10 protein-coding genes are annotated in these 13403 nt (G+C 47.2%); 5 read left to right on the forward strand and 5 right to left on the reverse strand.

Annotated features, from left to right (window positions below):
• Positions 1-228 precede the first annotated feature (228 nt).
• The 3 genes from CRP01_RS38110 to CRP01_RS38120 all read left to right on the forward strand — a co-directional run bounded on the left by CRP01_RS38110 (position 229) and on the right by CRP01_RS38120 (position 3797).
• A complete protein-coding gene (locus tag CRP01_RS38110; protein WP_143473725.1) occupies positions 229-1245 on the forward strand; it encodes a hypothetical protein in 1017 nt (338 codons plus the stop codon).
• A 131-nt stretch (positions 1246-1376) separates the two neighbouring features.
• Positions 1377-2084, forward strand: coding sequence for a hypothetical protein (locus tag CRP01_RS38115; protein WP_099155361.1), 708 nt, complete (start codon positions 1377-1379; stop codon positions 2082-2084).
• A 9-nt stretch (positions 2085-2093) separates the two neighbouring features.
• A complete protein-coding gene (locus CRP01_RS38120; RefSeq protein WP_099155362.1) occupies positions 2094-3797 on the forward strand; it encodes an SUMF1/EgtB/PvdO family nonheme iron enzyme in 1704 nt (567 codons plus the stop codon).
• A 2-nt stretch (positions 3798-3799) separates the two neighbouring features.
• Here the strand turns inward: CRP01_RS38120 and CRP01_RS38125 are convergent, their stop codons facing one another.
• The 5 genes from CRP01_RS38125 to ettA form a co-directional block, all read right to left on the reverse strand.
• Positions 3800-4762: a hypothetical protein gene (locus CRP01_RS38125; protein ID WP_099155363.1), complete on the reverse strand. Its 963-nt coding sequence runs from the start codon at positions 4760-4762 to the stop codon at positions 3800-3802.
• A 70-nt stretch (positions 4763-4832) separates the two neighbouring features.
• Positions 4833-5756 (reverse strand): DUF6175 family protein, encoded by a 924-nt coding sequence (locus CRP01_RS38130; RefSeq protein ID WP_099155364.1) that lies wholly within the window; start codon positions 5754-5756, stop codon positions 4833-4835.
• Positions 5757-5870: 114 nt separating this feature from the next.
• Positions 5871-6416, reverse strand: coding sequence for a hypothetical protein (locus tag CRP01_RS38135; protein ID WP_099155365.1), 546 nt, complete (start codon positions 6414-6416; stop codon positions 5871-5873).
• Between the two features lie 106 nt (positions 6417-6522).
• Positions 6523-7404: a hypothetical protein gene (locus tag CRP01_RS38140; RefSeq protein WP_143473727.1), complete on the reverse strand. Its 882-nt coding sequence runs from the start codon at positions 7402-7404 to the stop codon at positions 6523-6525.
• A 469-nt stretch (positions 7405-7873) separates the two neighbouring features.
• Positions 7874-9553, reverse strand: coding sequence for an energy-dependent translational throttle protein EttA (gene ettA, locus CRP01_RS38145; RefSeq protein ID WP_099155367.1), 1680 nt, complete (start codon positions 9551-9553; stop codon positions 7874-7876).
• Between the two features lie 885 nt (positions 9554-10438).
• Between ettA and CRP01_RS38150 the strand changes: the two genes are divergently transcribed.
• Together CRP01_RS38150 and CRP01_RS38155 are read left to right on the forward strand one after the other, a co-directional pair.
• Positions 10439-11830 carry a WD40 repeat domain-containing protein gene (locus CRP01_RS38150; RefSeq protein ID WP_099155368.1) on the forward strand — a complete coding sequence of 464 codons (1392 nt, stop codon included), beginning with the start codon at positions 10439-10441 and terminating at the stop codon, positions 11828-11830.
• Positions 11831-11958: 128 nt separating this feature from the next.
• On the forward strand, positions 11959-13347 hold the full coding sequence (locus CRP01_RS38155; protein WP_099155369.1) for a WD40 repeat domain-containing protein: 1389 nt from the start codon (positions 11959-11961) through the stop codon (positions 13345-13347).
• The last annotated feature ends 56 nt before the right edge of the window (positions 13348-13403 follow it).

A 13403-nucleotide genomic window follows, 5' to 3' on the forward strand; every position in this document is an offset into this window, starting at 1 on the left:
GGGAGTATAGCAATTTTTAAGTATACTTTTAAAAAGGAAAAAATACGACCTATGTTTGTATTTGTTTGATAATCATGCATTAAAGTTAATGATTTACCTGATAGGATATAGAAAGATGATTCTTGGAATGTATATATAATAGCCTTAGATATTAATTAAATTAATTATTTTACCACCTATGGAATAGATTCAGGAAATGGAATTTAAACCCCGAAAGTTATGCGGTCAATGTATTTGATCAGATTCTGTGTTTTAGGTTCATTGTTATTGCTCTGCTGTTTTCCCAACCATTTAGATGCCCAGGAGTATTTAGGAAATGATCTCGCTTTTTTTGCCAAAAAAGCGGAACTCTTCCAAAGGTGGCTAGATCAAAAAGAACTGGGGCAGTTTTTGTCGGTTGATAGTGTCAGAGTTGCCAATAATGGATATGAGGTAGAGTTATTTCTGCAAATTCCTTCCAGTAATCCCGATAGTGTCGCCGGGATATGGCGATCCCTAAAGAATAATTATCAGGCAAATGTAAGTGCACCTACTTTACAGGAGAGTTTGTTTCAGACTTTTGTCCGCTTTATGGAAATTGATCCAACCCAGGGAAACGTTCAAATTTATATGCCGCATTACGATCCCGGAAAGCAAGTATATAACTCCTGTTTCTACATTTGGTTGTGGCAGGAGGCGGGGCGAGTAAAGGAAGATAGCAAAATAGCGGATTGTAAATCTCAGACGGTAGAAATTTACATCCCGATGGATGATTTTTCCACCGGTTCGGGAGGAGTGGAAGGGACATTGAAAGGATATACATCGTCGAAGAAGGTCTTCCCGCTTATTTTAGAGTTTGCCCGCAAAAAATACGAACAGAATAAACCGGATTGTGAAGGCAGGAAACCCACTCTGGTCCATTCGGATAAGCAATCTGATTTCTACCTGGAATTCTACGTTAATGATCTGTGTCAGGAAGTCTTAACCGATGAAAGGCAGTCGATCTGGTGTGATTTCGTAGAATTATGGTGGGGGCCCTGTAACGATATGCGAAGAGAAAGACTAGAATTTAATATTAATTTGAGTCAAAGTCAGAAAGAGGTCTATCTGCGCATTAAGATCACCGGCAAATTTGGCTCAGGATTATACCGGCCACGGAAAAGCGGGTGGATGGATATGGATCCGGATTTTGAAGATTTCCTTGAGGAGCATGCCATTATCTTTAAGAGTGAACTGATAGAATTTTTGAAAAGGAAACGCAATTAATCTATTACTCTGAAGTGTTAGGTTCTTGATCGAGGTCCGTTTTTTCATCCATGGGCGCGATATCTGTAAAACCAGTTCCATTTCTATATCCGGACGGATTACATTGAAAACACTTCTTAAATATCGAATAATTGAGCTACTCAAAGGACGAGATCAAGGATACAGTCGTGAAAGGCAAGCTTCGGTTAGCTATTGACGAAGCAATAAAGTACGCTAAGATCTGCCAATTACAGGACGTGCACCGGGGGCTGATGGTACTGAAAAGTAAATTGAGTGTACAGGAAGAAAAATGGAATAAGGGTATGTTGGATTATACGACTTATTCTATGAGTCACGCCCGGATATCGGATGGTATTCTCTCCTGGGTAGATCGGCTTCCGGCACAGCCGAAGCCCACCAGAAACGGCCGGAAATACTGGACATTGGACCGGTTCAGAAAATTCGTTCTTTCCAGCCTCCTGTTAAGTAAGGGCATCAGTATATGCTGGCTGATCTATCAATACAGTACTGGCGGATACAACAATGACGAATTGCAAACGACGCTTTCTTTTTTGTCCGTTGTACTGTTAATCTTTTTTCCGGTAAAGTTTGGATCATTTTCCCCTTCACCGGAGCCGGAAGGAACGGAGTTTTCGCCTCATTATGTCAATGGCTCTTTAATCAGATTCAGTTACTGGCTTTTCCCAATTTATCTCATAGTAATAATCTATTTGATACGGGCCAAAGCTGCCAGCATAATCTCCTTTGGTCTCTTCAGTTTGTGTTTAGGGGCTGCAGAAGCCATGCTCGGTGGATATTTGATAAAACTTTTACAGGCACTATCCTGGAAAAAACAATAAACCAAAAACATGTACGCTCTGTTTAAACCCAGTTTGATTTTTTGGTTCTTCACCATAATTTTTTCGGTACCTAACATAGTACACTCCCAGAATTACAATGGTCAAGATTATGCATTTATCTTCTATAATACCCATTTCACGAAAGGATGGACTCCCCTAACCGAAGTAGAAAAAGAAGTGAAAATACTTTCGAAAGAACTTACTGAAAGTTACCAATTTAAAGTTGAACAATTTGCTAATCTGACAAACGACGAGCTACACGAAAAACTGAAGGAGATCAACAGCCGGCCGTTTACGGCCCAGGATCAGGTGTTGTTCTTCTTCAGTAGCCACGGTTTATACAAAGAGCACAGCAATCAGGGATATCTGATCCCCAGCGACGGCCCCAAAGCGTCGCGCTACGGAGAAGGTTGGCTAAGCTACGGCCAACTGCGTGATTATCTGGGAGAGAACCGGGCGAAACATATTCTCGTTGCTTTGGATGCCTGCCATTCGGGCGCATTCGGAAATCGGTACAGAGGGCATCCGAAAGGTCTGCCCTGGCAGGGCGAGGTCAACTGTGAAACATTAGCCAGGTCTTCTCTTCGCTATCGCAGCCGTCTGTATTTTTCCTCTGGAAATAAAATGGAGCGTACCCCTGCTGAATCCGTTTTTGTAGACCGCTGGCTGCAGTGTCTGAGGGAATTACCCCGGAAAGGCCGGTATGTAGTGTCCAGTAATGATCTGGAGCAATATGTGAACACCATCTCGGTTTCTTCTCCTGAAAACGGAACGTTTTACGGTCACGAACCATCGGGGGAATTTGTTTTTGTCCACAAGGACGTCTGTCAGCCGGGAGTGGTCGACCAAGTAAAGCGCCAACCGCCACCGAAGGTAGTCGATTCGCGGAAGGTCATTGCCATACCGAAACTGACCGATATTCCCGGCGGCACTTTTAAAATGGGACGAAAAACGGGAACTACCTTTGGTACTGCCGATCATGTCCATTTGGTGGAAGTCGGTCCTTTTGCTATCGCCCCGGTGGAAGTCACTTTTGAAAATTTTGATGCTTATTGTGAAGAAAAGAAGCTTCCTCTGCCGGAAGATGAGGGATGGGGTAGAGGAAAACAACCAGTCATAAATGTGAGCTGGTTTGATGCCGTTAATTACTGCAACTGGCTGAGCGAAAAATTTGGATATCAGAAAGTATACCAGATTAACGGAGGAGAGGTGTTTGCAGATCTAAAGGCCAATGGATACAGATTGCCCACCGAGGCCGAGTGGGAATACGTTGCTTCCAGACCCGCTCACAGTGGGGGAGGAAATTATTTGCGAAGGGGAGAAGGACAGGCCGATTTCGGTAATGGAAAAAGCATAGCGGATCCCGGCGAGTTAAATTTCGATGCTTCTCCCGGATTGAAGACCAATAGCTCTATTACCGGATATTCCAGAGAACAACCGGTTCAGTCAGGCAGCTTAGCAAATGCAAATCCGCTTTTCCTGTTCGATCTAAGTGGAAATGTTGCCGAGTGGTGTAACGATTGGTATGCTGATGACTTCTACACCTACTCACCCAAAGAAAATCCCGTCGGGCCTTTAGGCGGTACCCGACGGGTGATTCGTGGAGGTTCTTTTCAGGATGGCCCCAACGAGATTCAGTCTTTTTCTCGGGATAGTCGTCCGCCTATTTATCGTGGCAAGACATTGGGGTTTCGTCTGGCTAGAAACCTTTAATGCTATTGCCGCGCTGGAACGGTATTGAAATTCTGCTGTAAAATAGGAAGCTGTGCATTAGCCCGTGCCACTTCCGTTTCAATTCTGGCGCCAGTTTCGGTACGGGCTCGTTCCCGCTGCCGTTCCATCAGTAAGGCCATAGCCGCCTTGCGATTCTCCGCATCGGAGGAATCAATTTCCTGCTGGATCGATTCGATCATTTTCATGGCCTCTTCGGCACATTGGGAGGTTGGATCAATAAACCGCAGCCGCTCCAGCCCCTTGTCATAATTGTTAGCCGCCAGGTAAGTTCTGGCCTCCATGAGTAGCTGCCGGCACCGCTTATTGACGTATTTACGGTAAATATCCACAGTCATTTCCTTGACGTCTTCGTAGCAACTCACCTCCCTGGGGATCGGCCACAGGATCTGCAGGGCGCGAACCGGGGAATCAAGCCGGTCCAACTGGCGGGCCTGCTCGATGATATCATCACAGTTGTTCTTGTAATAATTAATGATCTTTTCCCGGGTTTGACTTAAAAATTTGGCAAAACGCGAATCATTCGGCCGGAGATTTCGGATCACATTATTTATGGCCTGGTTGCTATTTCTACCCTGACCTTGTAGTTGTAACTGGAGGTTAGAAAAAATAATATCCTCGTGGATATATTGAATCGCCAGGGTCAGGGATACATCAACCACATTAATTTTCTTCAAACCTACATCAACAGTATTTTCACCGTACACTTCCATCTTGGGAAAGCAAACGACTCCCCGGGCCATCGTTTTCATGGAAATGTTTTGTTCTTCGGGATCGACCGTGATGGGCCCTATCCGGGAAGCGGAAATATTAGAGGTAACGCCGCTTGTCGATATGATATTGATGATCCGGGTCTCCAGTTTGCTAACCTGAATGGAATCCAGACCGGAATAACTATTCGGTTTCATATAGACGCCAACCGTTAGCTGGCTATCATCCTGTGCCATGCCCTTTATAGCCAAAGCACAAACAAAAATTGTAATTAGAATTGGAAGAAATTTCATATAACTAGATAATTTATTTAAGAGATACATAAATGGTGCCACCACGGATATCGGTGTCCGCTATGAGACCACCTCCATTGTCTGGTACATTTAAACCTTTAAGAAATAATCGAATATCACGGGCAAAACGAGAAGGACGGTAGTTACGACCTCTTTCGTCCTTAAGTGGGATGCGTACTTCATCAATGGTCAGGCTTAGATTGGAACCTCGGAGATCGCTGTAGTTCCCCTTGTATGCATTTTCTTCCAGCCAAAAGTCAATCTCATCGAAGATTAGTTCGCCGGAAGCAGACTCGGAATCGAAATCGTACGCTACATTTTGATCAAGGGTGAAAAGTAGTTTGACCGTACGGCCGTTTTCCACTATATCATTGAATTTTTCCTGCATGACATTCAGGAAGTCTTCTACCAGTTCTACCCGCTCTCCATCGCCGTCGGTACTACTGAGCGCTCTTTCCACCAGCATTGTAAAATCACCCCGACTTTGCGGACTGCTATGGGTCTTGTTGGCCAGAGACCTTCCGGTAAAGGCATCAAAAGCTGTAAGGATGATCCGGGCACTGTTTGCCCCACCCGTACCGGCAATGGTATCTACCTCTACTTCTACATAAATATCCGCCCGGGAAGCGCCAACGATAGCGCTTTTTACATCACTCAGATCGCCGGAAGTATAAGTGGCATCAGTATTTAGTATATTCAGCGTAGCCCGGAAATCAACGGTCGTGTACCCTCGATTATCAAATCCCTCTTTGACTTTTGTGATGGCGACCCGGCGGGCGATATCTTCCTCGAGCACCGTACGTAGGTCTTCGTGTTCTTTGGCGAAGGGAATGACGATGATTGATGGCTGTATGTTCGCTACTTCCCCATTACCCTGGGCCAGCGTTTCAACTGGAAGGAAAAAAGAGGAAAGTAATAATAGGAGTAAATATCTCATGTTATGATATGGTTTTATAGATAGTCATCAGACCGGTTTACAGTGCTTGGTGACTTAAAGTGTAATTGAAACTTTGACCGATACAAGAATGGCCGTAATAGTTGATAGCCGAAATCAATAACCAAATTTTCGGGTAGCCCCGATCTCTTCAAGGTATTTACGGAGGTTCTGGTAGTTGATCGTCATATCCTTAGAAATCCTTTTGCCACGTTGTGCAGCTATTTCTACGGGGTCCCACTGTTCAGTAATAAAGCGTTCGTAAGTACCTTCTTGTACCAAGCCATTGAAAAATTCCGGTGCTTTGGCACGAAATTCACTTTCCGAGGCAACCATAGGGCGACTGAGAGCCGTAAATCGAGGCATCCCCCGGAGAATGACTGTTTCAAAAGCACGAATGATGGCGTCCTTTTCAGCCTTTTTAAAATTGGATCCTTCGCCAGTGGACCGGAGGGTCACCAGGCCTGAGCCCGGGCTTTCGAGAAAAGTGGTACCCAATGGTTCGTTAGTAGTCACCTGTAATTTATTGTTACAGGCAAGCAGGAAAACTATCGGAAGCAGAATTATTATGCGCATGATAAATACGGATAGATAGGTAAATAATAGTCCATTCGAAAACCAGGATCTTTCTGAAGCCGGAAATTTTTTAAAGGAAATGATCAATGAATCCTTTCTGTACACCAATATTGCAGCAGCATTTCGCTTGCCTTGTTGAAACAGTTTTGCCAGCTTAGGGATACGTGCGGGTTTCGAACGGACTTTTTGTAGGCTATTTTATTACGGCGAGGCCTTCTATATCTTTCTTTTCGAAAAAGGCTTCCTGTTCTTTTTTGGAAACTTTGCACTGGGCGTAATCTCCTTCCACAGAAGTAACCTTAAGAGAAGCGATCTCCTTTTTCTGGACACCGGAAGATCCATCCGGATTTTTTCTGTAGATCACTTCGATAACCCGGAAAGACTCGTTCTTCTTGAATTGGTGAAACCGGTAGCCGAATAATTCAACGGCAATGACGGCATCCTCCTCAACTTCAAGGTTGGTAATCATGAACTGTAGGGGAAAATACTCATCCAGAAAGTCATTGACATTCTTTTCGAGACTTTTGTTGAATGCGATCTGAATTAAACCATCAACAATATCTTTAGTGATTTGGGAAGCACTGCTTGATGCATTTGCGTCCTCGGCCGATTCTTCAGTAGCCATTGTCACGGTGCTGGCGTTTCTGCCTTTAGGAGATAGTAATTCTACCGCAAGACTTTCGCCGGTAGCTACATCCACAACCGCAAGTTGAACGGTAGCATACTGTAAGCCTCTATCGGCATTTAATAAATGACCAATGATGAGGTATTTTGCACCAAGTGCACGTCCTTGCTCTACCATGTAGCCATTTAAATAGATGCCATCTTTCTGCCGGTCCAACTCATTCATTACGGCTTCCTGGTTTTCTCGATCTATTATTCTAAATCGATTGGCAGAAGTGACGTACTGGGTCACCATTCGATAAGCTTCGTCGGCCTGTTGTGCAGATGCATATTCACTGTAGGTAAATGGCACTAGCGATGCCGTTGGGAGTTTACGAACCTTAGTTTGTGCGGAACCAACAACATTAAAAGTTAGGAATAAAAGGAATAGATAAGATCCAATGCGTAGCATAAAACGGGGAATTAGTTATTAATGAAATAATTGATCTTGGATTAAAGTTAGGAATAATGAACCTTAAAAAAGTATATTTAATGGAAAAACGATTATTATTGCGATTAGTGTATAAAAAACTGTAATTCAAAGAATTAGATGTAGCAATTATTGATTACAAAGAAGGCTTTTTACAATAATTCTGATTCGAAATTTGCTGACAAATCACCAGTGGGAGTTTTAATTATATTGAAGTGTATATATTGTTTTTTTTGATTACATCTGATGGTCAAAGCAAAATGAAGTTATTTATAAAATTCAATTCTGGGATGGGGTAATAATACTATAAGCACTTAAACTGGTAAAGAGGAAGGGAAGGACCTTAAACACCTATTGGCAGCAGCCCTGTATCTGGCGTGGATGGGGGAGGAAGCATGAAAAGAAACAGCTCCATCCCTTTGCATAGAGATGGAGCTGGATCGGTAGTTCACTACCGGTTGATCACATTTTTAAACTTCGGACGACGCGGAGCCACATCACCCATTTTTTCCTTCTTCATCGCTTCGTAGGCCGAGTAGTTCCCTTCAAAGAAGATCACTTCGGCTTCATCTTCGAATGAAATAATGTGGGTGGCCAGCCGGTCGATAAACCAGCGATCGTGGGAGATCACCAGCACGCATCCGGCGAAGTCGTCCAGCGCATCTTCCAGGGCGCGGAGTGTATTCACGTCGATATCGTTCGTCGGTTCGTCCAGCAGGAGTACGTTGCCGCCTTCCCGCAGGGTCATGGCCAGGTGGAGTCGGTTGCGCTCCCCGCCTGAAAGGACGCCCAGCTTTTTTTGCTGATCGGAACCCGAAAAGTTGAAACGGCTCAGATAAGCCCGGGCGTTGACGCTGGTATTGCCGACGGTGATCAGGTCCTGCCCGCCGGATACGGCATCATATACGGTCTTTTCGGCCTGTTGCAGTTCTTCGTGGCTCTGGTCTACGTAGGCGATCTCAACGGTATTACCCTTGGAGACACTTCCGGTATCGGGTTCGACCTCGCCCATGATGATGCGGAACAGCGTACTTTTACCGACACCATTGGGACCGATAATACCCACGATGGCATTGCGGGGAATATCAAAGGTGAGGTTCTCGAACAGGACCCGGTCTCCGTAGGATTTGGCTACGTTCTCGATCTGGATCACCTGATCCCCGAGCCGCGGACCGGGTGGAATGTACAGCTCAAGGCGAGCCTCTTTCTGTTTTATTTCCTCGTCGGCCAGTTTTTCGTAGGCATTCAAACGGGCTTTACCCTTAGCCTGACGGGCTTTGGGAGCCATCCGGATCCAGTCCAGTTCGCGTTGCAGGGTTTTGCGGCGTTTGCTCTCCGCTTTTTCTTCTTGTTCCAGGCGTTTGGCTTTTTGATCCAGCCAGGAGGAATAATTGCCCTCCCAGGGAATACCTTCGCCCCGGTCCAGCTCGAGGATCCAGCCGGCAACATTATCGAGGAAATAACGGTCGTGGGTAACGGCAATCACCGTACCCGGAAAACCTTGCAGGTATTGTTCCAGCCAGTCTACGGACTCCGCATCCAGATGGTTGGTCGGTTCGTCCAGCAGCAGGATGTCCGGATTGCTGAGCAGCAGGCGGCACAGCGCTACCCGGCGGCGTTCCCCTCCGGAGAGTACCTTGATCTGGGCGTCATCCGGCGGACAGCGCAGGGCTTCCATGGCGGTATTGAGGCGGTGATCGAGCTCCCAGGCGTTATGATGGTCCAGTTGATCCATCATTTCTCCCTGCTTATCGATGAGCTTCATCATTTCATCATCGTCCATCGGTTCGGCCAGTTTGAGGTTGAGTTCCTCGTAGGCCGCCATGAGGTCCACGATCTCCTGCACCCCTTCCTCAACGACCTGCCGGACGGTTTTGCTTTCGTCCAGTTCGGGTTCCTGTGCGAGGTAGCCGATCTTATAACTACCGTCGAACGAAATGCGACCTTCGTAATTGCTGTCGAGCCCGGCAATGATCTTGAGAAGCGTAGATTTACCGGAACCGTTGAGACCCAGTACGCCGATCTTGGCCCCGTAGAAGAAGGAGAGCCAGATATTTTTGAGAACCTGTTTATTGGGTGGAAAGGTCTTGGAGACCCCTTCCATGGAAAATATGATCTTGTTGTCTGACATGGATATTGGTAAGATTTAGGCACTTTAATAAGCGGGAAAATAGCAAATAGTGTACGTAGGTTCCCGGTTTCGCGAAATTGCAGAAAGTTTTGATAATTTACGAAACTATGTTCGGCTTATTTTGCGATTTTCCGGCTTTGCTCCGGAATAAACCAGAGTGGAGGTAACGAAAATATTTTAGACTGTCGGGGAGGAGTGTAAAATATGGCCTGCTTTTATATTTTTGATAATCAGTATTTTACGTTATTTTCATATAAAATAAAATTATAAATTAGTCTGAAATTAAAAATTTTTCATCAAAATTGAAACTTCTGCGATCTACCACCGTAAAGTCAATCATAAACTACAACACAATTCTACTTTTCAACTGCAAGACACCAGACACAACAACACTTCTCTTTTACTACAACAACACTCAATTGGTACAGCACTTTGAACTATACTGTATGTACCCAAATAAGTTGAAAAAACGTTCACGTCATTAGCAAAGATTCAAAACCAAAAGTTTTTTTCCACTACTGCAATCCGTAGTCGGTGATTACGCTGCAATCCGGAAAAGAGCTACTCTGTTTTTCCCCTCATTCCAATTGTCTATCGAACGTTTTTAAATCCAAAATTTAAGTTTTCAGGTTTAGGTAATCTGTATTCCCGGATACGGACCAACAGTTTGTACACGGAACTGAGGTCTCACCCAAAGGAATACTTCCCATTTCATTTGGTAGCTATTACTGCCGCCGGATGACCGGATCGGTACGGCCGCTGCTATCGGCTGTTGCCGACGGTGCAGGTCTTTGACCCCAATCACACTTAGGTGCGGTGATTGGCCCGGGATCGTATTGCCCCAACCTGAGCGTAATAGAAAACCTCTTCACTAAATTCTTAACAATGTTATTTGCAAACTACACCAGGTGGATCTTTCTGTTGGTCGTTTTTGGCATCGGCCCGGTACACGCTCAGAAAGAACCCGCCAATCTTCAATTCAGTATCATTACTGAAAAGCCCATCATTGCCGTTGATTATACGGTTGACGGCAAGTATCTGATCAGCGGTGGGAGCAACCGCACCGTCGATGTCTGGGATGCCGAATCCGGCCGGCTGGTCAAGTCATTTGAAGGCCATAAGGACGACGTACTTTGCGTGCGCAACTCACCCGACGGTCGCTTTATCGCCAGTGGCGGTGTCGACAAAAAAGTAATTATCTGGGAACTCTCTACCGGCCGGGTGATCTCCCGGCTGGCGGGTCACCGGGACTACGTTCGGGACCTTGCTTTCAGTCCGGATGGTCGTTACCTGTGCAGCGCCAGCTGGGACGGGACCGCCGCCCTCTGGGACGTGGCCACCGGCAACCGGGTGGAAACCCTGGGCAATCACCGGGATAATGTGACCGCCGTCGGTTTCAACCAGGACGGCACGGAAGTCATTACTGCCTGTGGCGATCACCTGCTGCGGATCTGGGATCTGGAAAAGGCCCAGGTCATCAAAACGCTGGAAGGACATACCGACGAGATCTGGGATGTCAAATGGAGTAAGAACGGCCGTTTCGCCGCCAGTGGGGGCTGGGACAATAAGGCGCGCGTCTGGGATATTGAAGCCGGCGAGCAGATCCTGGAATTACCCGGCCACATCACGGATGTATGGTCCGTCGATTTCGATCCGGACGGCCTGGTTCTGGCTACTTCCGGAGGGGATAAAACCGTCAAACTCTGGGATCTGGCTACGGGAGAACTGATTCAGAACATTTCCGGGGAACTGCATACTTCCGACGTGGAAGAAGTCTCCTGCAGTCCGGACGGGCAACATATCGCCAGCGCCAGCCGGGACGGTACCATCCGCGTCTGGAAAATGCCGGACCTGGCCGAACGCATCCGCCTGCTGACCGACCAGAAACTCAAAGACTGGACGAAAAAGGGAGACCTGGAAAAGACCGAGGAATACGAGGCCCGGATGCAGGAAAAGGACAAGCGCATCAGCCAGATGAAGGTGGATTACACCGACAAAATGCTGGCCTACTACGTAGCCAATACACCCTGGGGACTGGACATCCGGCTGGGAGACTACAATGCCGACGAGGAAACCTTTACCATTTTTTCTCCCAAACTGGGCGAACTCCAGTTTGAAGTGCCCCTCGATCAGGCGGAGGTATTCAAGGAAAAATTCGATCGGGTCGAATTCAGGGACCTGGAGCTGAATTTTGTGGACGGCCACGTACAGGTACAGTCGCTGACGGCTTATCTGAAAGGCCTGAATCGCCGGTACCACGTTGCGAGCGGTGATTAGAACCGCCGGCCGGATCGGCCGAAAAAGATCCCGGTACTGACTTTGCAGTGCCGGACTCCCCGCGGAAACCTTATTTTAAATCTAACTCATGGCTAGTGTGTGTCAGCCGTGTAGCAAATACCCTTATCATGCAACTTTTAAAAGCCAAGCTTTTTCTGCTGTGCTTCTGCCTGATCTATAACCTTTCTTTGGCCCAGACCTTTGCGCCTTATCTCGAAAAAAGCATTGTTACGAAATCTCCCGTGATCGCGATCGACTTCTCTGCCGATGGATTTTATCTGGTCAGCGGCGGTGGCAACAATACCGTAGATGTCTGGAATCCGAGAACCGGGGAACTGGTTCGTTCCCTCGAAGGACATACCGACGATATCCTATGTATTAAAAATTCCCCGAAAGGGCGTTTTATCGCCAGCGGAGGTGTCGATAAAAAAGTGATCATCTGGGATGTGGAGACCGGTCGCCGCATTTCCACTTTTACCGGGCACGGCGATTATGTACGCGATCTCGCCTTCAGTCCGGACGGCACCAAACTGTGTAGCGCCAGTTGGGACGGCACGGCCATCGTGTGGGACATCAATTCCGGTAAACGCCTGCAGATCTTTGCCGGCCACCAGGACAATGTGACCTCGGTGTGTTTCAACAGCGAGGGTACGGAGGTCATGTCCGCCAGCGGCGACCACCTGCTGCGGATCTGGGATGTCGAGACCGGCGAAGTAATGCAGACCTTTTCCGGCCATACGGATGAGGTCTGGGATGTAGAGTGGAGCCGCGATGACCGCTTGGCGGCCAGCGGCGCCTGGGATAACAAAGCCCGCGTCTGGGATGTGGTGGAAGGCGTGGAACTATTCGACCTGCCGGGCCATGTGACGGATGTCTGGTCGGTAGCCTTCGATCCGGACGGTACCGTGCTGGCCACCTCGGGCGGAGACCATACCGTGAAGCTGTGGGACCTCGCCACCCAAAGCATGATCATGGACCTGAGCCGCAATGTCCACAATTCCGATGTAGAAGAAGTCATCTACAGTCCCGACGGTAGCCGCATCGTCAGCGCCAGTCGTGATGGCTCCATTCGCATCTGGCGATTCCCGGATCTTCCCGAACGGATCGAGTTACTGGCCAAAAGACGCTTCGATGAGTGGACCCGGAAAGAAGATTTCGAAAGTGCCGCTGAGCACGCCCGCCGCATGAACCAGCGGGATAAGTACCGCAAAAATATTCGGGAAGAAGTCGCTGAGACCGTTCTGAAGTACTATACGAATTATGCCTTCTGGGAAGAGGGAATGGTCCTGGGCGAATACAATGCCGATAAGAAGTACTTCGCGATCCATTCCCCAAAGCTGGGAGAACTGCAGATCAAGGTGTCCGATAAGCAGGCCGAGGAATTCAAGGAAAATTTTGATAATATAGATTTCCGCGATCTCGAACTGAAATACGAAGACGGTAAGGTCATTGTCAAGTCGGTTACCGCCTACGTCCGCAATATGCAAAAGAAATACCACGCCGAAACGGCCGATTAAAGAAACGCATGTAGTGTATTAATGATGGGGTATTGGGGGAACTGGATCAGGATGTC

It is taken from the genome of Flavilitoribacter nigricans DSM 23189 = NBRC 102662, assembly GCF_002646595.1.
Classification (GTDB): Bacteria; Bacteroidota; Bacteroidia; order Chitinophagales; family Saprospiraceae; genus Flavilitoribacter; species Flavilitoribacter nigricans.

Coding starts and splice junctions, on each gene's coding strand:
- CRP01_RS38110 (WP_143473725.1), top strand. CDS start 229: ATGTATTTGATCAGATTCTGTGTTTTAGGTTCATTGTTATTGCTCTGC.
- CRP01_RS38120 (WP_099155362.1), top strand. CDS start 2,094: ATGTACGCTCTGTTTAAACCCAGTTTGATTTTTTGGTTCTTCACCATA.
- CRP01_RS38125 (WP_099155363.1), bottom strand. CDS start 4,762: ATGGCACAGGATGATAGCCAGCTAACGGTTGGCGTCTATATGAAACCG.
- CRP01_RS38130 (WP_099155364.1), bottom strand. CDS start 5,756: ATGAGATATTTACTCCTATTATTACTTTCCTCTTTTTTCCTTCCAGTT.
- CRP01_RS38140 (WP_143473727.1), bottom strand. CDS start 7,404: ATGCTACGCATTGGATCTTATCTATTCCTTTTATTCCTAACTTTTAAT.
- ettA (WP_099155367.1), bottom strand. CDS start 9,553: ATGTCAGACAACAAGATCATATTTTCCATGGAAGGGGTCTCCAAGACC.
- CRP01_RS38150 (WP_099155368.1), top strand. CDS start 10,439: ATGTTATTTGCAAACTACACCAGGTGGATCTTTCTGTTGGTCGTTTTT.
- CRP01_RS38155 (WP_099155369.1), top strand. CDS start 11,959: ATGCAACTTTTAAAAGCCAAGCTTTTTCTGCTGTGCTTCTGCCTGATC.